The organism is Rhodocyclus purpureus, assembly GCF_016653115.1.
GTDB lineage: Bacteria > Pseudomonadota > Gammaproteobacteria > Burkholderiales > Rhodocyclaceae > Rhodocyclus > Rhodocyclus purpureus.
Genome location: NZ_NHRX01000045.1, coordinates 1 through 19,852 on the forward strand (window position 1 = coordinate 1; position 19,852 = coordinate 19,852).

Genomic DNA, 19,852 nt, shown 5'->3' on the forward strand with positions numbered 1-19,852 from the left:
TCATCCGGCTGATCGCGCAGCGCGGGGGGTTTCTGGCGCGCAAGGGCGATGGGGAACCCGGGGCCAAGTCCATCTGGCTGGGCATGCAGGATGTCGCGGTCTTCGTTGAAGGGATTCGGTATGCACGACAAGCCGGTGTGATCTGACTTATGTATAACGGGATGGGATATACGATAGCCAGTCTGGTCTTCCATTTTCTTGTACTTCATCGTTTCTGGAAAACCGACAGCGTACCCATGATGAATATTCTTTGGTGTTTCCATTTGTTCATCTAAATCCAGCGGTATTTTGCCGATAGCAGATAGTAAATCTGGATCAAGTTCTCGAACTGCTATGTCAATCGCTGGATCTCCAAACTGTGGTTCTGGACGAATAAATCGGTCAAGAACTATGTAGAACCCGTTAACCATTGTTCGCATGCTGTGACTATGAGGACTGCCAGAGAGTGTCAATTTCTCTCGAAAGTGCTCAATCACGTGCCAACACGTGATTCCAAATACACGACCATCCGACTTTACAAAGGTTAGCGTGCCGTTTCTAAGGTCAGCGGATGGTTGCGAAAAATGTGACCAACTATCCTTCTCCTTCACAAAGTTTTGCGTAACGACTAAGGCTGCGCAATGTTTTGCAGGATTTTCAGACAATGCGTCACAGATTGGGAATGTTCTCATTTTTGGCATGGAGAGGTTGACGATTTGGCCTAACGTGGAGGTAAGGGGCTGCGCTTTAGAGCATTCCCAGCCCGAAAGGCAAACTCGACCCCAGGTTTAGGCAGATTTTCATCTGGGCGGCGGATTGCCAAGCTTAAAATACGTGAGGCCGTGAATTGGAATGCCATTTTTTTCATATCGCCCAAACCCCCAAACGTCAGGGTGATTCTGTAAGACTACCCACAGAAAAAGACCAAAGCATTTGCCAGACTCAGTTGTGCTTTGATCGCAAGCTTTCTGATAGATTGGATCGTACACCGTACCAGTCCAATCGTTTCCGGGCATCCAGCTAGATGTGTGAATTTCACCACCATCAATTTTTTTGCTGAGTTCAGTAACAATTGCATCGTACTCGGCATCAGAAAGACGTGCTCGCCAGCGGCGATAGTCCGCATGGTAGGGAATGTCATCAATGTAGTGACCGCGTTCAATCGCGTACAGCATAAATTGCTCCTCTTCATGACGTTTGAGCTCAGGCCGCGGCCTGTCAGGGCCGTCGCGCCTGCAGCGAATTGTTGGGCCTAGCTGGTAATTGCTGACAGCGCCAGCCGCTGCGCCAACTCGTTCACGATGTTAAAGGACAGGCTGAGGCTCTTCTCTTTTGCCTGAGCCTTGATCCGATTCCACGTAGTGTCCGTGCGAATTTTGTCCAAGAACTCATGCCCAGCCCAAGTTAGGTCAAATGGCAGAACCGAGATAACCCTATCACTGGTGCTCGATTTGACCGGCTCGCAATTCAGGAGACCTGCGTCGTACAGTAGATTGCAGTGATACTTGATCAGGGTTTCTTCATATCCCTCGATCGGAGGAACTTTCACGTGGCCAGAATCAGGCTTCTCTTCGAAGTAGAAGAGAAGCTTCCTAACAAGGTCCATGTCTCGCTTCATTTTCCAGAGCACTCCTGTATGTGCTGGGCCTAACGGTAAAGGTAAGGGGTGCGCCCTTGACTGCAATGTTAGGCCTCAGGCTGTGGTGTGACATCAGGCGCGTAGGCTCTTGTATAGATCGAGAAGTATTTTTCGCTGCTGGTCTTCTTCGAGGGGCGCTGTAAGCTTCTCGCTCGCTATGCGCAAGTGCTTAAACTCACCTTCATCGCTATGATTGATGTTGAACGCTGACTTCAGCGCAGAGAAGATGGTATGTTCGTCCCTCGTTCCAAACAGGTTGTGGAGCGCGCTCATTCCCGCTGTTACCTGTTTTGTTGCCTCAAGGGAGTTTGGCCCAAGCTGCTCATGCACATATTGAGCTGTTCTGAGATCCATGATTTCAACTCCAGTTGACGTGTGAGATGGGTCTGATACTGAGTGGGTGAGGCCGGTTGTGGCAGTGTGAGGTGGCCGACTGGTGAGCGCCTGTAATTCTGAGGCCTAATGTAGAAGTCACCGGCGCTGCGCGGCTTTATCGCGCAGCGTCCGTGTGGACTGCCGGGTTATACCGCTTTCATTCACCGAGATTGGCATGAAGATCTTTCCCAAACTTCAAGTGAGCGACGTCGCAAGCCATTTCAATAATTCGTTCAATAGTTGCGCGGCTGTGATTTGTACTGAGCCACCAGCCCGAAGTCAATTGTATAGAGAAATCGCGCACCAAGTCTGGGCGACCAGGGTAAAGATCGCTTGCATTTTTTGCGAGGTAGCGGCGAGTGCGCCCATGCTTTGGCAACGAAGCAAAACGTTCAAGGACTGTGGCATCGCGCTTGGCGAGTGCTTCAAAAACACCCTCAAGAACTTCGCGTGCGCTTCGCGCTGGGTAATTCCGTCCTTCAAGTGCGAAACCTATCGAGGAAGGCTTTTGACTTGAGCCAATGCGTGGCGCACTTGGGGCAGCAACGGGCAAAGTTGTTTGTGTGCGGGAGTACGATTGAGGCGCCGCCGCTGGAGCGGAGCTAAGGGCAACATTTTCCTTCAGGAAGCGGGCGACGGTGTCAGGGTCTGGCTTGTAGCCACAAAGATTTTCGACACGGTCAGCGACAAGTTCAATCAGAAGTTCGTCTTCTTCCTCCAATAGCCGCGTCCATGCCTTGGGCAAGGTGGATTTCATCTGCCTCTCGCGCGAGACATTGCGGTAGTCTTCGCGCGCCGCTTCAATTGCGGCACCAGAAATGCTCGCATCGTATTGCAGATAACGAGTAAGGCGGGCTGCGCACTCGGAAATGTCTCGTTCGACGATGTCGAGTTTATATACCCGGCGCTCACCGTAGTCTCCTTGTTCTCCGGGAAGAAAGAAGTTCCACTCTTGCCCATCTGTGAGGATGGCCAGTTGAACACCGATGTGAAACGCATACTCGAACAATTGCCTTTCGGCACCTTCGCTTTGCCCAATCTGTTTGACTTCCACGAAGGCGATTGGCTTGCCGGGCGGATGGCAAAGCGCATAGTCCACGCGCCGTCCCTGTAACGAATACTCGGGGCATACGATCTGTGTGTCGTAAGCGGGCCACGAAAGCGCGTGCAGTAAGCGAAGAACTATCCCTTGGGATACTGCTGCCTCATTTACGAACCGTCCAGCTTTGATGCCGGCGCGAATTTCTTCGATGTGTTTTTCCAGGCTCATGTGGTCGCAATCCCAATAAGTGGAGCGGTATAACGTAGAGCTAACCGGCGCTGTGCGGCTTTATCGCGCCGCGTCCAGCGACTGAAAGGAGCGAGGTTGAGCGCCTGGTTAGCCATTGCTACCGCGAAGAAGCAGCTTTGCAACTACAGACGGAACATCATTCTCGTAAGATCCTTCTGACAATTGTTGAAGTTGATCGCGAATCCAGTTTGCATCGAAGAGAACCCAACCATTTCTCTTGAATAGGGCAACAACGTCAGAATGTTCTTTGGATTTTATTTTCGCAGCCATCAATGCAAGTTGAACCTTAGGGCCTTCGATGACGGCACCCGATTCGACAAGCTGCTGTGTAAGTCGAGAGAATACAACCTCGCGCAACGTCGGTTCGTTGAACAGCTTGTATCGATCCGCCTTCGGTTGCTGAAAACTCGCAAGTTGCACCCCGCCAGAATCAAGATATGCCTTGCACTCAACTACCAATAATTCGTTGGATTTGGGTTTGTATGCGATCAGATCAATTTCCCAACGCGGACTCGAATGCCGCCCAATGGCTCTTTTCTCTTCTTTTGTAAGTTCAACCTTGAAGCTCGGATAGACCCAATAACCGGCACGAGTGAGCAAGGAGGCGGCGAGTTGTTCAAAGGCGTTCATATGCGTAAATGGCTAACGTGAAGCATCCGTCAGAACGGGAAGTAAACATCTTATACGACTGACGGATAAGCTTGTGGCCACCTCTAAACTATTGAAAACGCTTAGCTTATCGAAGCGTGAGTGCGTCGCAATGTCGGATAAGCTATCCATCGTTGCCCTATGCTTGTGACCGTCTGCTCGAACCCTTGCCCGGGGCGTCCCGGCTTGCACGTGTGGATCGGGCTGCGAAGGCTGGGCTTCGATCCTATGTGCATTTCTTGGGAATGATATATGAAATATTCCCGCTTGTGGCTAAGAAGCCCGCTTTCATAGGCGATGCGGATGGGTGAATCTACCTCGCCCGACTGGCAAGTGAACATCGCCGGCTTTCCGACGAGGCGGGAACGTGGAAATCCTGAGCATCGCACGAAGTCTCTTGACTTGCCGGTTGGCGGTGGCTCGTTGGCGCGCGGAGATCTGCGACAGGAACAGTTCGTGAGCCGAATTGCTCGTCACTCGGCTTGACGATGCGGTGCGCAGGGCTGTGTCGGGTCGGTGGTTGAAAGTGGTGGGGTGCGGAATTAGGGGAACGAACTGGATTGCCACGGCGCTGCGCGCCTCGCAATGACCGAATCGACGCGAGTGGGCGCATTTCATGCTTTGGGGTGGCCGAGGATTTCAGCCGTAGTGCGCTGCACAGCGCGGATTACCAGCGGCGCTCCAGTGGCAGGGATACACGTGGCGGGTCGTGAGCGGCGCGGGCAAGGCGTGTTGTTGTCGGGTTGCGCTTCGCTGACAGACATTGCGGGCTGCACCACCCCGAGGCATGAAGCGCGCCCCTTCGCGAGGCGCGCAGCGCCGTGGCAATCTAGTTCGTTCTTCTATTCAGCCCTACGCACTGGATCGCCACGCCCTACGGGCTCGCGATGACGGTTACGGCCTCGCGATGACCGGCTGCTGCTCCATGGCTGCGCCTTTGCTCAATCCCTTCGCAGCTTCACATTACCCCGAGCTACCCAGTTCAGTCCTTGCGCCGGCGCAGCAGGTAGATGTCGAACAGCCATCCCTTCTCGGCGCGCGCCTGGCGGGCTTTCTCGGCGAGGTCGGGGGCGAGGGTTTTCAGGTCGCCGGAAACGAGCGTTTCGTCCCTGGTGCCGAGGTAGGCGCCCCAGTAGATGTCGAGGTCCTGATCGGCGTAGCGGGCGAAGGCGGCGTTCGAGTCGAGCATCACCACCGCGTTGTCGATCTGGTCGGCCGGCGTGCGTTCGAGCGCGCGCGGGGTGGTCACCGTGAATTCGCCGCCGACGCGGTTGAGCATGATGCGGTGGCGGGCGGCGAGCGTCTGCACGCTGGTGATCCCGGGGATCACCTCGTAGTCGAAGGCGGCGAGTCCGCGCGCGAGGATGTCCTGCACGATGGTCAGTGTTCCATCGTAGAGAGCGGGGTCGCCCCAGATCAGGAAGGCGCCGGTCTGACCGTCGGCGAGCTCGTCGTTGATGAGGCCGGCGATGATCGCCGCCTTGTCGTCGTACCAGTCGCGTACGCCCGCTTCGTAGCCCTGCGCGGCCGAGCGCGGCGGGCTCTTGGCGACGACGCTGCGATAGCGGCCGGAGTCGGCGTACTCGGCGAGGATGTCGTTGCGGATCTGGATCAGTTCTTCCTTGCCGCGGCCTTCCTTTTCCAGGAAGAAGAAGACGTCGACCGTGCGCAGCGCCTTGATCGCCTGCATCGTCAGGTAGTCGGGATGGCCGGGGCCTATCCCGATCAGGAGCAATTTTTTCATCGTGAGCCAGGGGTCTGAATCCGGCAGGACGCCGGGCGGGCCGGAAGGCCGTCGCGTATAATAGCGGGTTTTTTCGAGACGCTCCGATGATCGAATACAGCCGCGACGCGCACGACATCTATCGCCAGTCCTTCGCCATCATCCGTGCCGAAGCCAACCTGGAGCGCATCCCCGCCGATCTGGAGAAGCTCGCGGTGCGCGTGGCGCATTCCTGCGGGATGCCCGACGTGATCGACGACCTCGTCTTCTCGCCGAACGCGGGCGCCATCGGCCGCGCCGCGCTCGCCGCCGGTGCGCCGATCCTCTGCGACAGCCAGATGGTCGCCAACGGTGTCACGCGTGCGCGCATGCCGGCCGGCAACGAGGTCATCTGTACGCTCAACGACCCGCAGGTCGCCGAACTCGCGGCCCGGCTCGGCACGACGCGCTCGGCGGCGGCGCTCGAACTGTGGCTGCCGAAGCTCGCCGGCTCGGTCGTCGCCATCGGCAATGCACCGACCGCGCTCTTCCGCCTGCTCGAAATGCTCGACGCGGGTGCACCGAAGCCGGCCTTGATCCTCGGCTTCCCGGTCGGCTTCGTCGGCGCCGCCGAATCGAAGGACGAGCTCGCCGCCAACCCGCGCGGCGTCCCCTTCGTCATCGTGCGCGGTCGCCGTGGCGGCAGCGCGATGGCCGCCGGCGCGCTCAACGCGCTCGGCACGGAACACGAATGATGCCGGCTGACGTGGCAGGGACGGTGAAGCCGGGCCGGCTGTTCGGCCTCGGTGTCGGACCGGGCGACCCCGAACTGATCACGCTGAAGGCGCTGCGCCGCCTGCGCGAGGCGCCGGTGGTCGCGCATTTCGCCGCGCGCGGCAAGGTCGGCAACGCGCTCTCGATCGTCTCGGGTTATCTCGCCGAGGCGCAGCAGGTGCTGCCGCTGATCTACCCGGTGACCACCGAGAACCTGCCGCCGCCGTTCTGCTACGAGACCGCGCTCGCCAGGTTCTACGACGAATCGGCGGCGACGGTCGCCGCGCAGCTCGACGCCGGTCGCGACGTCGCCGTCGTCTGCGAGGGCGATCCCTTCCTCTACGGCTCGTTCATGTACCTGCACGACCGGCTCGCCGAGCGCTACGAGACCGAGGTGACGCCAGGCGTCTGCGCCTTCCTCGCCTGTGCCTCGGTGGTCGGCGCGCCGCTCGTCTACCGCAACCAGACGCTGACGGTGCTCTCCGGCGTTCTGCCGGCGGCCGAACTGAAGCGCCGCCTCGCCGACACCGAGTCGGCGGTGATCATGAAACTCGGCAGCAACTTCGCCAAGGTGCGTGGCGTGCTCGAGGAACTCGACCTCGTTGGCCGTGCGCACTACGTCGAGCGGGCGACGATGGCCAATCAGCGCATCGCGCCGCTGGCAACGATCGACCCGGCCAGCGTCCCGTACTTCTCGATGATCCTGGTGCCGGGCGCGCGGTGGTCGGCATGAGCGGCGGTCGCGTTTCGGTGGTCGGCCTCGGTCCGGGGTCGGAAGGCCTGCTGGCGCCGGCAGCGGCCGCCGCCTTCCGCGCCGCCGACGACCTGATCGGTTATTTCCCCTACGTCGCCATGGCTGAGCGCCTCGCGGGCCCGCTCAAGGCGACCGTTCATGCGTCGGACAACCGAGTCGAGATGGACCGTGCGCGCCACGCCTTCGAGCTCGCTGCCAGCGGCCGCCGCGTCGTCGTCGTCTCCTCGGGCGACCCGGGCATCTTCGCGATGGCGACGGCGGTGATCGAGGCGCTGCATCTGGAGGGCGAGCAGGGCGGCGAGGGAGCAGGAGCCGACTGGAGCGCGGTCGAGCTCGAGATCATCCCCGGCATCAGCGCGGCGCAGGCCGCCGCAGCCCTGGTCGGTGCACCGCTCGGCCATGACTTCTGCGTGCTCTCGCTCTCGGACAACCTGAAGCCCTGGGACGTGATCGAGCGCCGTCTCGAACTTGCGGCGAGCGCCGACCTGGTGCTCGCGCTCTACAACCCGATCTCGAAAGCGCGCCCTTGGCAGCTCGGCCGCGCCTTCGAGATCCTGCGCGCGCATCTGCCGGCGACGACGCCGGTCGTGCTCGGCCGCGACGTCGGCCGCCCGGCGCAAAGCGTGACCGTGACCACGCTCGGCGAGGTGACTCCGGAACAGGTCGACATGCGCACTGTCGTCATCGTCGGCTCGTCGCAGACGCGAGCTTTCGAGCGCAGCGACGGGCGCACCTGGGTTTATACGCCGCGCTGGTATTGAATCAAGCTGAAACTGCGCAGGGATGAGGCAGCTGCCTCAAAGCAGCAGTCCGTCATCGCGTGCCCGCAGGGCGTGGCGATCCGGTACCTGGGACTGGTTCGGGTCGCCGGTGGATAGCCGGCAAGGACCCGGAGACAGAAGAACGAACTGGATTGCCACGGCGCTGCGCGCCTCGCAATGACGGAATCGAGAGCTGCCCCCTGTTTCGTCATCGCGAGCCCGCAGGGCGTGGCGATCCGGTACCTGGGGCTGGTTCGGGTCGCCGGTGGATAGCAGGCAAGGACCCGGAGACAGAAGAACGAACTGGATTGCCACGGCGCTGCGCGCCTCGCAATGACGGCATTGAGAGCTGCCCCCTTGGTTCGTCATCGCGAGCCCTCAGGGCGTGGCGATCCGGTACCTGGGACTGGTTCGGGTCGCCGCTGGATAGCCGGCAAGAACCCGGAGACGGACGAACGAACTGGATTGCCACGGCGCTGCGCGCCTCGTAATGACGGAATTGAGAGCTGCCCCCTGGTTCGTCATCGCGAGCCCGCGGGCCGTGGCGATCCAGTACCTGGGACTGGTTCGGGTCGCCGGTGGATAGCCGGCAAGGACCCGGAGACAGAAGAACGAACTGGATTGCCACGGCGCTACGCGCCTCGCAATGACGGAATTGAGATCTGCCCCTGGTTCGTCATCGCGCGAGCCCGCAGGGCGTGGCGATCCGGTACCTGGGGCTCTTTGGGGTCGCCGGTGGATAGCCGGCAAGGACCCGGAGACAGAAGAACGAACTGGATTGCCACGGCGCTGCGCGCCTCGCAATGACGGAATCGAGAGTTGCGCCCCTGGTTCGTCATCGCGTGCCCGCAGGGCGTGGCGATCCAGTTTCCTCGATCCACTTTACTGCTGTGGCCGCATCGGGGGCGGTCGGTGTGGCGGGGCGCTGCGGGCGGCGCCGCATCAGCACCGTGATTCCCAGCTCGCGCGCTGCCGCGAGCTTTGCATCGGTCGCCTTGCCGCCGCTGTTCTTGCACACGATCGTGTCGATCCGGTGTCGGCGCAGGAGCTCGCGTTCGTCGGCGAGCGAGAACGGGCCGCGCGCGAGCAGCAGCTCGGCATGCGCGAAGGGCGGCAGCGGGTCGGGCGGGTCGACGCTGCGGATCAGGAAATGCACCTCGTCGAGCTGCGCAAAGGGGGCCAGTTCCTGCCGACCGAGGGCGAGCAGCACGCGCTGCGGACCCGCCTTGCAACGCTCGGCCAGGGTGGCGACGGCAAGCTCCCAGTCATCGACCTCGATCCAGCGGTCGTCCGGCCCCGCCACCCACGCCGGTCGTTCCAGCCTGAGCAGTGGAACGTCGACGGCGGTGCAGGCGGCGGAGGCATTCCAGCCCATCCGCGCGGCGAAGGGGTGCGTCGCGTCGACCACCGCCGCGATGCCCTCGGCTCGCAGGTAGGCGGCCAACCCTTCCGGCCCGCCGAAACCGCCGACGCGCCATGCACCGGCTGGCTGCCGAGGTTGCGCCGTGCGTCCGGCGAGGGAAGTGATCACGCGCAGGCGGGCATCGTCATGCAGGCGTTCGGCGAGCTGGTAAGCCTCGGTGGTACCGCCGAGGATGAGGACGGGCAGGGGCGAAGTGGGCATCCGCGTATTGTAAATGCTGCGCGGGCTGCCGCAGGCTGCGCTTCAGGCCTGCTGCGTCGGCGCCGCACCGCGACCGGCGATCTGCGCGTCCAGCTTGGCCAGTTCCTGGAGGTCCTGCCTGAGTTTCTTGAAGCCGTTGAGCGTCGCCTTGCTCTGGCCGGCGCTGGCCGCGGCAGCGAGTTTCACGAAATCCGTCAGCAGCGTCATCAAGCTCGCCACCCGCTCGAACTTCATCAGGGCGACCCCCGCCTCGACGATGCTCTGCGTGAGCTCGGTCTGGGGGATCTTCAGGTCGTCGACGATGGCGAGCGTGGTTTCGATGTACAGGCGGTTGGCGTGCTGCCTGAGCAGGACCACCTGGTCGAAGGCGGTCCGGGCGTCTTCCGGGGTGATCCTGCCCTGCTTGATCGCGGCCAGCACCCGCGACTGCGCCTGGTCGGCGATCGCGCTCAGGTGATCGGCGAGTTCTTCGACGTCCTTCTTGTTTTCGAGTGCCATGGTTTCCTCCGTCGCTCGCTCAGTGCAGTGCTCGAATCGTCTCGGTCAGCGTCCTGATGCGTTGGGTCAGGCGCGTCAGTTCATCCTTCAGCCGTGGCGTGCCGAGGGCATCGACATTCTCGTAGAGGTGCTCGTGCCCAGCGGCAACTTCCCTGATCGCGGCTTCGGCGGCGTCGAACTTCGGGGCTCTGGCGGCGAACTCGGCGCGCTTCGCCAGGTAGTCCTTGCGCGCCAGCGCCATCAGCAGCCGGTCCTTGGGCTGTGCCTGCGCCAGCGCGAACTCGCTCTCGTAGAGGCCGAGGACGGTCTGGCGCTCGTTGTCGTGGGTCTTGCGGTAGGCGCGCAGCAGGCTGGACATTCCGTCGAGGCTCTGTTGCAGGGGCGCGTTACCCTCACGGATCATGTCCTGCACGGCCTCGGCCTGCGCTTGAGCGCTCATCCATTTGCCGATGGTCTTGCCGATGCTGGCGACGGCACCCGCGTGGCCGGCGTCGAAGCCGAGCTCGGGATGGGCCTTGACCTCGCTCGTGAATGCGTCGAAGCGCGCGGAGAGGTCGAAGCTTTCGCTGCCGGCCAAGCGGGCCAGCGTCAGCATGTAGAGGCTGACCGTCTCATGGACCGCGAGCAGATCGGCGTAGGCAGCCGCACGTTGCTGGTCGTTCTGCTTCGCCAGCTCCAGGGCCGGGCCCGTGAGATAGGGTTCTTCCCGCGCGAAGGTCTCGCGGAAATTCGTGGTCAGCTCCGTGTAGGCGCCGAGCTTCGCCGACTCACCGGCGAATTGCCTGACCTCGTCGAGATTGGCACAGCCAGTCAGGGCGACGGCCAGGATGAAGGCGGCCAAGCTTTTTTTCATCGTTATCTCCCTGGGAAACACTGATCTATTCGTTGCCGTTCGCTGCTGAGCCCGTCGAAGTACTGTCGAAGCCCTTGATTGCTTGCGCCCTTCGACAGGCTCAGGGCGAACGGATTTATTCGGCACTTCCCCAGGCGACGCTCAGGTGAATACCTTCTCGCCGAGGGAGGTACGGGTTCCTTCGAGTTGCGGCACCTGGCTGTAGCCGAGCTTCTTGATGTAGGCGCTGACCAGCGCGTCGAGTTGCGCACGGGTGGTCGTCGTGCCAGCTGCGCGCAGCGTCTTGCAGAAGGCGTAGGTGAAGATCCCGCGGATGACGCCGCTGATGGAGGCTTCGGCCGAAGTCTGGTTGTCACGGCAACCGGCCCACAGCACATGGTTGAGCACCGGTACGATGGCCAGCGCCCGTTCGCCGGCCGCCGGCTTGAGGAGTCCGCGCATCTTCAGTTCGGGCGTGCTGTCGATGAAGAAACCGTAATCGAGCGGCGGCTCGATATAGCGCGCCGTGAGCACCAGCTCCGCCGGTGCCGAGGCTTGCAGCAGCAGGTCACGGGTTCCCGTGCCCGAGTGACACGAGTCGAGGAAGACGTCGAGATTGACGCCGGCGGGCAGTGTCGAGAAGATCGCGCGCAGGTCGTCGTCCTTGATCATGCCGGCACTGGCGAAGTCGTGCGGGCAGATGGTTTCGTCCTTGTGGTCGACATCGTCTCCGCTCAGGTCGACGACCTGCGAGCCGTGTCCCGAGTAGTAGAAGACGAGGACGTCGCCCTTTTTGGCGCCGGTGACGAGCCACTTCAGTCCGTCGAGGATGTTTGCGCGCGTCGCGCGGGCATCGGTGAGGATGCGCATTGCCGCCGGAACTGCCGGGACGATGGCCAGCGCACTGAGGGTGCCTGCCATGTCGCGGACATCATTCACACAGCCTCTGAGGTCCGGTCCGCCGGCACCGACCGGTGCGTAGTCGTTGATGCCGACCAACAATGCCTTTCTCGCCATGATGCCTCCTCCTGGGTCTCGTCACGAAGGCCGGGACGGCACGCTGTGCCGACTCCGGCAGGCTTGGAGTTGTCGTAGCTCCAATACAGGTGACTATAAGCGAGGCCCGCGATCAATGGCAAAAAAATATTCTATTGTCCTCGACCGGGGCGGCTGGCGGTTTCCGTCAGCGCCGCTCCATGGCCTGGCGCAGCAGCGCCGTGGCCCGGTAGAAGCCGTGCACGAACTTGCCGTAAGGCATCGATAGCGCCAGGCCGAGCACGCTGCCGAGGTGCAGCGCCAGCAGGAGTCCCATCGCCGGCGTCTCGCGCAGCGCCAGCAGGATCAGCCCGCTGCCGGCGACGGCGGCGAGCGTGCCGAGCAGCAGCCACTCGGCCGGCTGGTTTTCATCCGCGTTCGTCGCCGGGTCGGCGCGACGCTTGCTGCGCGCGAGTCCGGCGATGCCGGCCAGCATGGCGATGCCGCCGACGCTGCCGAGCACGACCGGGAAGCTGAACAACGGATAGGGCGCCGGCTGGCCGAGGAAGTGATGCTGGAACGCGGCGCTCACGGTCGACGCGAGGCAGAGCAGGAAGCCGTAGAAGAGCGCGTGGTGCGCGTGGCGGCGGGCGCGCGCGCTCCGCCCCTCGCGCTCGTTGCAGCCGCTGCCGCCGCCGTCGAGATTGCGCAAGGTGGCGACGTCGGCGAGCGCCTGCGGCAACGCGGCGGCGATCGATCTTTCGCCCGGCATCCGCTGTGTTCGCGACGCGCCAGCCTTGCTCGTTGCCACGCCTGCGCCGCCTGCCTGTCGCCAGAAGCTGGCCACCCCGGCGCCGATGAGGAGGGCCGCAGCACCGAAGGCGAAGATTGCCGGCCACGCCATCAGCGACCAGGGGATCACGGCGTAGAAGGCGCCGGGACCACGCTGTGTGGCGAAGAGGGTTTCACTCGGGATGGCAAGCAGTGCCAGCAGCGGCAAGCCGAACAGGCAGGCGAGGACGAGCGCCAGCAGGACCCCGGTCGATGGCGCGCCGGGCCAGGCATGGGCGCGATAGTCGGCGAAGCGCAGGCGGGCCAGCGTCGCCGGGACGTTGATCGCGAATTCGTGCGGCGGCGCGTACTGGCAGGCGAAATGGCAAGCACGGCAGTTGTGACAGAGGTGCGCGAGGTGCGCGAGGTCGCCGTCGGTGAGCGCCGGCCGCCGTTCGGCCGCAGCGAACACGTCGCAGTAGCCGGTGCAGTAGCCGCAGACGTTGCACAGCGCGAGCGTGCGCCGCGCTTCGGCGACGATCGGGATCGTCGGTTTCATCAATGAGTTTCCCGGGCCAGCGCCGCCGCGTTGCGTCCGGCGATGCGCCCGAAGACCGCGCTGATCGTCAGTGCCGCCCCCGACAGGTAGGCGCTGCCGAGAATAGCCGGCGCCATGATCATTCCGGCGGCGAAGACGCGCGGGAAGGCAGGCGGGAGCGCGCCGCCGTCGGCGCGCAGCAGACGTGCCGATTGGTCCACGCCGACGCCGAAACAGGTGAAGCTGACCCCAGGCTGCATCGGGATCGCGGCGAACGGTGGGCGGCCGAGCGGGGCTGCGTGGCGGCTGCGCGGCGGCAGCAGGCCGGGGCAGCTCGCCGCCTTGATGTCGTCGCTGCCGTCGCACCGGCGTGCAGCGTTGTAGCCGTCGACCGTCGCCTGCATGGCGTCCGCATCGATGCCGATGCGGGCGGCGAGTGCGCCGATCGTCGGCGCGGTGAGCGGCGGGTAGAGTAGCGGCGGCAGGTTGTTCACGGCGTCGGCGTCGAGCAGCAGCCAGGCGCGCTGGCCGGGGTGGCGGGCGATGCGCTGGCCCCAGTGCGAGTAGCGGATCGGCCCCAGGTTCTCACCTTCGTCGTGGAAGCGGCGGCCGTCGCCATCGACGACGATGCCCCAGGGCATGCCGTCAACGCGGCTGACGATGCCGGCGTCGTCCTGCGGCGCACGCGCATCGACGGCAACCAGATGGCAGTCGCCGGGGACGCCGACCGGCAGCGCGCCGGCCGCGAGCAGCGAGCGCAGCAACTCGCCGCGCAGGTAGGGGCTGCCACGGTTGGCGAAGCGGTCGGCGGCCTCGCCCCATCTTTCGCGCAGCCAGTCGCGGTTGGCGGGGTAGCCGCCGCTGGCGACGACGACGGCGCCGGCCGTGAAGCGTCGTTCTCCGGCCGGCGAACGGGCGGCGACGTCGATGCGCGTTCGCGCCGCGCCGTCGTCCGGCCGCAGCGAGGGAACCGTGCATTCGTAGTCGATTGCGACGCCGTTGGCGGCGGCAGCGGCGTAGAGGGAATTGACCATCGCCTTGCCGCCGCCGAGGAAGAAGGCGGTCTTGCGCGACCAGGGCAGGAGCCCGCCGGCAGTCGGCTGGAAGGCGACGCCGTGGCTGCCGAGCCAGCTGGCGAGTGCGGCCGATTCCGAGCACAGCAGTTCAGTCAGCGCCGCGTCGCTCGCAGCGCCTGCCGCTGCCCGCAACTCGGCGGCGAATTCCGCGGCACTGTAGCGGCCCGGTTGCCACGGCGTCTCGTCCTCGTGCGCGAGGCGCAGGTTGCGCGAATGCCGGCTGTTGCCGCCGCGCCAGGCGTAGGGCGCCGCTTCCAGGAGGCGCACCGCGGCGCCTGCTTGCGCGGCTTCGATCGCCGCGCACAGTCCGGCGATGCCGCCGCCGATGACGAGGACGTCGATCGGCTCGCTACTTGTCGTCGTTCCGCCCGCTGCTCCTTCCGTCATTCGCCGGAGGGATCGGGCGCGGCCGATTCGGGGCGCCGCGCCGGCGGCCGGGTCTGCTCGTGGCCCGACCAGACCACGGGGCGTTCGACCCATTTCTGGATGAAGTTCCACGACGGATGGTAGCCGTCGTGCGGCAGGGTGCAGTCGGTGCAGTCCTTGCGCACGACGCCGTTGCGGCTGGTGAATGTCTTGTACGGGCCCGGGCACTCGTAGGCGATCAGCGGGCAGTAGCAGAAGAGGCAGTTGAATTCGCGCTTGACGCCGGGGTGGCAGGGGTAGAACGGGCAGGCAGTGTTGGTGAATCCCTTGTAGCCCTCGTTCCGGGTCAGGTCTTTTGGTTCCATGGAGTCTCCGCAGGGCGTTCGGGAAGTAGGGGGGCTGCCGAGGACGATACAAGGCCGGTGGCCCTCCCGGCCCGCCGCATTTAACCGTCTGCACTCCGCCCGGTCAAGCGGCCACGCGCGTGCTGCCGCTGCCGTCGGCTGTCTTCGCTTTCGTTGTGCCGGCGAAAACGTTATCATACAGGCTCATGTCATGCGGCGGGTCCGTGCGCGCCGAGGTGGGGAAGGCTGTCCCTTGCCGCGCCGGTCTTCATTTGGAGCATCCCCTGAGTCCTTCTGCAACACCATCGATCGCGTCATCCGGACGGCAGACGAGCGGATGGGTGTGGCGTGCGCTGACGGTGCTGCTCTGCGCCCTGCTGGGTGTCCTGTTGATGGCAGCGTGCAGTCGCCCGCTCACGCTCAAGGACGATCGTGGGGTGACGGTTTCCTTCGCCGAGCCGCCGCAACGAATCGTCAGTCTGGTGCCCGCGCTCAGCGAGTCGGTCTGTGCGCTCAGTGCCTGTTCGCGCATCGTCGCCAGCGACGTCTACTCCAACTACCCGGCGGAACTGGCGCGCGTGCCCAAGGTCGGCGTCATCACCGAACCCGACCTCGACGCGATCGTCGCGCTCAAGCCCGACGTCGTGCTGATGGGCTACGTGCCGCGCCTGGCCGAGCGCCTCGAAGCGCGCGGACTCAAGGTCCTGCTGCTTGAAATGCGCAACCTCGGCGATGTCGAGCGTCTGCTCGGTGTGCTCGGACGCATGCTGGCCTTGTCCGATCCTGACGCGGCCTGGCGCGAGCTCGACGCCAGGATCAGTCGCGCGGCGCAGGGCGTTCCGGCGCAGGCGCGCGGACTCAGCTTCTATTACGAGTTCGAAAGTTCGCTGTTTGCCGCCAGCGAGGCCTCCTTCATCGGCGAGATGCTGACGCGGCTCGGCGCGAACAACGTCGTCCCCGCGAGTCTCGGGCTGTTTCCCCGCCTGTCGCTAGACTATGTGCCGCGTGCCGATCCGCAGGTGATCATGGTCGCGCGTCGCTACGCGCCGACGGTCGCCAGCCGGGCCGGCTGGGAGCAGGTGCGTGCGGTGCGCGACCAGCGCGTCTGCTGGCTGGCCGACGACGAGGCCGACGTACTCTCGCGTCCGGGACCGCGCCTCGGCGAAGCCGCCGAGATCCTCGCCCAGTGCCTGCGCGCCGCGGTCAGCGGGCCGATTCCCTTGCCGCCGTCGACCCCGCTGCCTGCGACCTGGCCCTGAGGCGTTCAGCGCGGCGGCGCCAGCGCAACGCGCTCGATCACCTCGAGCGGACCGGAATGGGTGCACGCCTGGTAGCCGGCGAATACCATTTCGCTGACCGCAAGTTGCAAGGGCGGCAGCGTCGCCAGTTTCGCCAGGCGGCGGCGCAACTCGCGTTTGGCGAAGGCGTCGCGGTACAGACCGACGGTCAGGTGTGGCCGGTAGCGCCCCGGACAGACTTCCGGCTGGCCGCGGCGCAAGGCCGAACGCGCCGCGCGCAGCGGTCCGGCGGCGCCGCTGACGTCGAGAAAGAGCGCCGAATCGAAGCTGTTCACGCCGCCGATTTCCAGGCTGAAGGCGGGAATTCTTGCGGCGGCGAGTGCCGCGCGCTGGCGCTCGCGCATGGCGTGGTCGAAGTCGTCGTTGATGAAGCCGTCGATCGACTCGTAGGCGGCAGCCTGGTCGACGAGGAAGCCACAGACGAAGACGGTCACGTGCGCGCTGCGCTGGTGCTCGCTGAGCAGGTCGCCGAGTTCGCCGCGAACCAGCGCGATCCGCTCGCGCACTGGGGCCGTGTCGGCGTCGATCATCCAGATCCCGTAGCGCTCGCGCCCGCGGCGCCATTCGGGGTAGTCGCGGTCTTCGAGCGGTACGGTGTGCGGCGAGCGGGTGAAGTGCGTGCGCATGGGCGCCATGAACTACGAAGGGAGGCACCATGCTACCACCCGCCGCCGGGTGCAGCTAACGATCATGGCGAGTGGTGCCACCCCTGAGCATGAAACGCAGCGATTCGCTGCCGTCATTGCGAGGCGCGCAGCGCCGTGGCAATCCAGTTCGTTCTTCCAGTTTCGCGGCCTCGCCATCCGGGTCCTTGTCGGCTCTCCACGCGCGACCCAATATTAGCCCCGCCCACTGGATCGCCACGTCCTGCGGGCTCGCGATGACGAAGCAGGGGGCAGATCTCACCTCCGTCATTGCGAGGCGCGTAGCGCCGTGGCAATCCAGTTCGTTCTTCCATTTTCGCGGCCTCGCCATCCGGGTCCTTGCCGGCTTTCCACGCGCGACCCAATATTACCCCCACTCACTGGATCGCCACGCCCTGCGGGCTCGCGATGACGAACCGGGAGGGGATCTCACTTCCGTCATTGCGAGGCGCGCAGCGCCGTGGCAATCCAGTTCGTTCTTCCATTTTCGCGGCCTCGCCATCCGGGTCCTTGTCGGCTCTCCACGCGCGACCCAATATTAGCCCCACCCACTGGATCGCCACGCCCTGCGGGCTCGCGATGACGGTTACCGTCTCGCCCCTCGCCATGCACTCCTGGCACTGCCGTCATTGCGAGGCGCGCAGCGCCGTGGCAATCCAGTTCGTTCTTCCATTTTCGCGGCCTCGCCATCCGGGTCCTTGTCGGCTCTCCACGCGCGACCCAATATTAGCCCTACCCACTGGATCGCCACGCCCTGCGGGCTCGCGATGACGGTTACCGTCTCGCCCCTCGCCATGCACTCCTGGCACTGCCGTCATTGCGAGGCGCGTAGCGCCGTGGCAATCCAGCTCGTTCTTCCAGTTTCGCGGCCTCGCCATCCGGGTCCTTGTCGGCTCTCCACGCGCGACCCAATATTAGCCCTACCCACTGGATCGCCACGCCCTGCGGGCTCGCGATGACGAACCAGGGGGAGATCTCACTTCCGTCATTGCGAGGCGCGTAGCGCCGTGGCAATCCAGCTTGTTCTTCCGTCTCCGGGTCCTTGCCGGCTCTCCACGCGCGACCCAATATTAGCCCCGCCCACTGGATCGCCACGCCCTGCGGGCTCGCGATGACGAAGCAGGGGGCAGATCTCACCTCCGTCATTGCGAGGCGCGCAGCGCCGTGGCAATCCAGTTCGTTCTTCCAGTTTCGCGGCCTCGCCATCCGGGTCCTTGTCGGCTCTCCACGCGCGACCCAATATTAGCCCTACCCACTGGATCGCCACGCCCTGCGGGCTCGCGATGACGAAGCAGGGGGCAGATCTCACTTCTGGCGGCTGGCGGAACCCCGCGCTTGAGCCGTGCTCAGAACGGCGGTGCGCTGACGAACTCCAGCCAGTCTCCGTGCTGCGGATGCGGAAAGGCGAGCCGCGACGCATGCAGGCACAGCCGCTCGGCCTTGGCCAGGGCGGCTGCGTCGGCGTAGAAACCGTCGCCGATGATCGGGTGGCCGAGCGACTGCAGGTGCACGCGCAGCTGGTGCGAGCGCCCGGTCTTCGGGCGCAACTCGACGCGGGCGACGCCGCGCTCGGGATCGAAGCCGACGACGCGGTAGCGCGTCAGCGAGGGCTTGCCATTGACGAGGTCGACGCGCTGGCGCGGTCGCCTTTCCCAGTCGGCGGCGAGCGGCAGGTCGATCTCACCGCTGGTCGCGGCCGGCAGCCCATCGACCAGCGCGACGTACTCCTTGTCGATGCGCCGTTCGCGGAACATGCGCGACAGGCGGCTGTGCATCTCGGCGCCGCGGGCGATGACGAGCAGTCCCGAGGTGTTCATGTCAAGCCGGTGCACCATTAGCGCGTCGGCGAATTCGGCCTGCACGCGCAGGCCGAGGCTGTCCTGCTTGTCGGGGCCGCGTCCGGGCACCGAGAGCAGGCCGCTGTCCTTGTCGGCGATGATCAGCCAGTCGTCGACGTGGAGCAGCCGCCAGCCGTCGCGTGCCTGCGCTGAAGGGGGCGTGGCAGTCGGCAGCGGGTCGGGGAGGGGCGCAGAGGGGATCATCGGTGGCAGAGCAGGAGTGGGCCGAGGGCGGCGCGGCATCTTGCCGCAAGCGCGGCGCAGCTTCAATGCCGGCGTGCCGGATTTCGTCGGCAGCCGGGGTGAAACTGCCGTGCCGAAGGTATAATCGCGCGCACCCTGTCATCCCACAAACCCTGAGAGAAAGCACTCGCATGGCTCTGAACAACGTTCCTTCCGGCAAGTCCCTGCCCGACGATTTCAATGTCATCATCGAGATCCCGATGCGTTCCGACCCGATCAAGTACGAGGTCGATAAGGAAAGCGGCGCGATCTTCGTCGATCGTTTCATGTCCACGTCGATGCACTACCCGTGCAACTACGGCTACATCCCGCACACCATCGCCGGCGACGGCGACCCGGTCGACGTGCTGGTGCTGTGCAGCTTCGCGCTGCCGCCCGGCGTCGTCGTCCGCTGCCGTCCGATCGGCATGCTGGCGATGACCGACGAAGCCGGCCAGGACGCCAAGGTGCTCGCCGTTCCGGTCGACAAGCTGTCGAAGATGTACTCGAACATCACCAGCCCGCGCCAGCTGCCGCAGATCCAGCTCGACCAGATTTCGCACTTCTTCGAGCGCTACAAGGATCTCGAACCCGGCAAGTTCGTCAAGGTGCAGGGCTGGCTTGAAGCCGATGCTGCGCGCGACGAAATCATGGCAGGCGTCAAGCGCTTCGAGGAAGCCAAGGAAAAGCCGGCCTTCTAAAGCAGCCTGATGACAGCGGCGGGAGCGCCCGGTGGTGCCCCGCTGCTCCCGCTGTCGCGCACGTTCGCGGCTGCCGCCGCTCCCACGAAAAACGCTGCCGCATTGCTCCGCAGTGGGAATCCACCGTCGGAGGGCCGTAGGGCCCGAATCCGTCGTGGGAGGGCCGTAAGGCCCGAACAAGGACGCTGCCGAGGGCAGAGGC

At 64.3% G+C, this 19,852-nt stretch carries 21 protein-coding genes; 6 read left to right on the forward strand and 15 right to left on the reverse strand.

What is annotated here, in order from left to right; translation table 11 throughout:
- Positions 1–146 (forward strand): IS4 family transposase (locus CCR84_RS09270; RefSeq protein WP_201211602.1); only part of this gene is annotated, 146 nt, incomplete at its 5' end.
- 633 nt (positions 147–779) lie between these two features.
- Here CCR84_RS09270 and CCR84_RS09275 read toward each other — a convergent pair.
- From CCR84_RS09275 to cobF, 6 genes are all read right to left on the reverse strand, one after another.
- Positions 780–1,154: a hypothetical protein gene (locus CCR84_RS09275; RefSeq protein ID WP_201211603.1), complete on the reverse strand. Its 375-nt coding sequence runs from the start codon at positions 1,152–1,154 to the stop codon at positions 780–782.
- Between the two features lie 77 nt (positions 1,155–1,231).
- Entirely contained in the window at positions 1,232–1,597 is a 366-nt protein-coding gene (locus tag CCR84_RS09280) for a DUF2513 domain-containing protein (protein WP_201211605.1), read from the reverse strand.
- A 93-nt stretch (positions 1,598–1,690) separates the two neighbouring features.
- Positions 1,691–1,972: a hypothetical protein gene (locus CCR84_RS09285; protein ID WP_201211607.1), complete on the reverse strand. Its 282-nt coding sequence runs from the start codon at positions 1,970–1,972 to the stop codon at positions 1,691–1,693.
- 178 nt (positions 1,973–2,150) lie between these two features.
- The gene (locus tag CCR84_RS09290; RefSeq protein ID WP_201211609.1) at positions 2,151–3,263 is read right to left on the reverse strand and encodes a type I restriction endonuclease; all 1,113 of its coding nucleotides are present in this window, start codon (positions 3,261–3,263) and stop codon (positions 2,151–2,153) included.
- A 108-nt stretch (positions 3,264–3,371) separates the two neighbouring features.
- The gene (locus CCR84_RS09295; RefSeq protein WP_201211611.1) at positions 3,372–3,914 is read right to left on the reverse strand and encodes a hypothetical protein; all 543 of its coding nucleotides are present in this window, start codon (positions 3,912–3,914) and stop codon (positions 3,372–3,374) included.
- Between the two features lie 1,000 nt (positions 3,915–4,914).
- Positions 4,915–5,676 carry a precorrin-6A synthase (deacetylating) gene (gene cobF / locus CCR84_RS09300; RefSeq protein WP_201211613.1) on the reverse strand — a complete coding sequence of 254 codons (762 nt, stop codon included), beginning with the start codon at positions 5,674–5,676 and terminating at the stop codon, positions 4,915–4,917.
- A gap of 86 nt (positions 5,677–5,762) precedes the next feature.
- On the opposite strand from cobF, the gene CCR84_RS09305 reads away from it, so the two are divergent.
- The 3 genes from CCR84_RS09305 to cobJ are packed head-to-tail and all read left to right on the forward strand — an operon-like array spanning position 5,763 to position 7,923.
- Entirely contained in the window at positions 5,763–6,389 is a 627-nt protein-coding gene (locus tag CCR84_RS09305; RefSeq protein WP_201211615.1) for a precorrin-8X methylmutase, read from the forward strand.
- Entirely contained in the window at positions 6,386–7,141 is a 756-nt protein-coding gene (locus CCR84_RS09310) for a precorrin-2 C(20)-methyltransferase (RefSeq protein ID WP_242508644.1), read from the forward strand. The genes CCR84_RS09305 and CCR84_RS09310 overlap by 4 nt, the downstream gene beginning before the upstream one ends.
- The gene (gene cobJ, locus CCR84_RS09315) at positions 7,138–7,923 is read left to right on the forward strand and encodes a precorrin-3B C(17)-methyltransferase (protein WP_201211617.1); all 786 of its coding nucleotides are present in this window, start codon (positions 7,138–7,140) and stop codon (positions 7,921–7,923) included. The genes CCR84_RS09310 and cobJ overlap by 4 nt, the downstream gene beginning before the upstream one ends.
- An 835-nt stretch (positions 7,924–8,758) precedes the next feature.
- Here the strand turns inward: cobJ and CCR84_RS09320 are convergent.
- The 7 genes from CCR84_RS09320 to CCR84_RS09345 form a co-directional block, all read right to left on the reverse strand.
- On the reverse strand, positions 8,759–9,547 hold the full coding sequence (locus CCR84_RS09320; RefSeq protein ID WP_201211619.1) for a cobalt-precorrin-6A reductase: 789 nt from the start codon (positions 9,545–9,547) through the stop codon (positions 8,759–8,761).
- Positions 9,548–9,589: 42 nt separating this feature from the next.
- Complete coding sequence (locus CCR84_RS09325) at positions 9,590–10,045, reverse strand: hypothetical protein (RefSeq protein WP_201211620.1); 456 nt, start codon at positions 10,043–10,045, stop codon at positions 9,590–9,592.
- Positions 10,046–10,064: 19 nt separating this feature from the next.
- On the reverse strand, positions 10,065–10,898 hold the full coding sequence (locus CCR84_RS09330) for a hypothetical protein (RefSeq protein ID WP_201211621.1): 834 nt from the start codon (positions 10,896–10,898) through the stop codon (positions 10,065–10,067).
- A 141-nt stretch (positions 10,899–11,039) separates the two neighbouring features.
- A complete protein-coding gene (locus CCR84_RS09335) occupies positions 11,040–11,894 on the reverse strand; it encodes a caspase family protein (protein ID WP_201211622.1) in 855 nt (284 codons plus the stop codon).
- Positions 11,895–12,060: 166 nt separating this feature from the next.
- Positions 12,061–13,182, reverse strand: a complete 1,122-nt coding sequence (gene tcuB, locus CCR84_RS16485; RefSeq protein WP_242508645.1) for a tricarballylate utilization 4Fe-4S protein TcuB — start codon at positions 13,180–13,182, stop codon at positions 12,061–12,063.
- On the reverse strand, positions 13,182–14,624 hold the full coding sequence (gene tcuA, locus CCR84_RS16490) for an FAD-dependent tricarballylate dehydrogenase TcuA (RefSeq protein WP_242508646.1): 1,443 nt from the start codon (positions 14,622–14,624) through the stop codon (positions 13,182–13,184). Before tcuA ends, tcuB begins: the two co-directional genes overlap by 1 nt.
- Positions 14,621–14,968, reverse strand: a complete 348-nt coding sequence (locus tag CCR84_RS09345; protein WP_201211623.1) for a cysteine-rich small domain-containing protein — start codon at positions 14,966–14,968, stop codon at positions 14,621–14,623. Before CCR84_RS09345 ends, tcuA begins: the two co-directional genes overlap by 4 nt.
- A 320-nt stretch (positions 14,969–15,288) precedes the next feature.
- On the opposite strand from CCR84_RS09345, the gene CCR84_RS09350 reads away from it, so the two are divergent.
- Positions 15,289–16,206, forward strand: coding sequence for a helical backbone metal receptor (locus CCR84_RS09350; protein WP_201211624.1), 918 nt, complete (start codon positions 15,289–15,291; stop codon positions 16,204–16,206).
- A 5-nt stretch (positions 16,207–16,211) separates the two neighbouring features.
- Here the strand turns inward: CCR84_RS09350 and CCR84_RS09355 are convergent, their stop codons facing one another.
- Positions 16,212–16,871, reverse strand: a complete 660-nt coding sequence (locus tag CCR84_RS09355; protein WP_201211625.1) for a 2'-5' RNA ligase family protein — start codon at positions 16,869–16,871, stop codon at positions 16,212–16,214.
- Between the two features lie 1,364 nt (positions 16,872–18,235).
- Positions 18,236–18,931 carry an RluA family pseudouridine synthase gene (locus CCR84_RS09360; RefSeq protein WP_201211626.1) on the reverse strand — a complete coding sequence of 232 codons (696 nt, stop codon included), beginning with the start codon at positions 18,929–18,931 and terminating at the stop codon, positions 18,236–18,238.
- 170 nt (positions 18,932–19,101) lie between these two features.
- On the opposite strand from CCR84_RS09360, the gene ppa reads away from it, so the two are divergent.
- Positions 19,102–19,650, forward strand: a complete 549-nt coding sequence (gene ppa / locus CCR84_RS09365; protein WP_201211628.1) for an inorganic diphosphatase — start codon at positions 19,102–19,104, stop codon at positions 19,648–19,650.
- Positions 19,651–19,852: the final 202 nt, after the last annotated feature.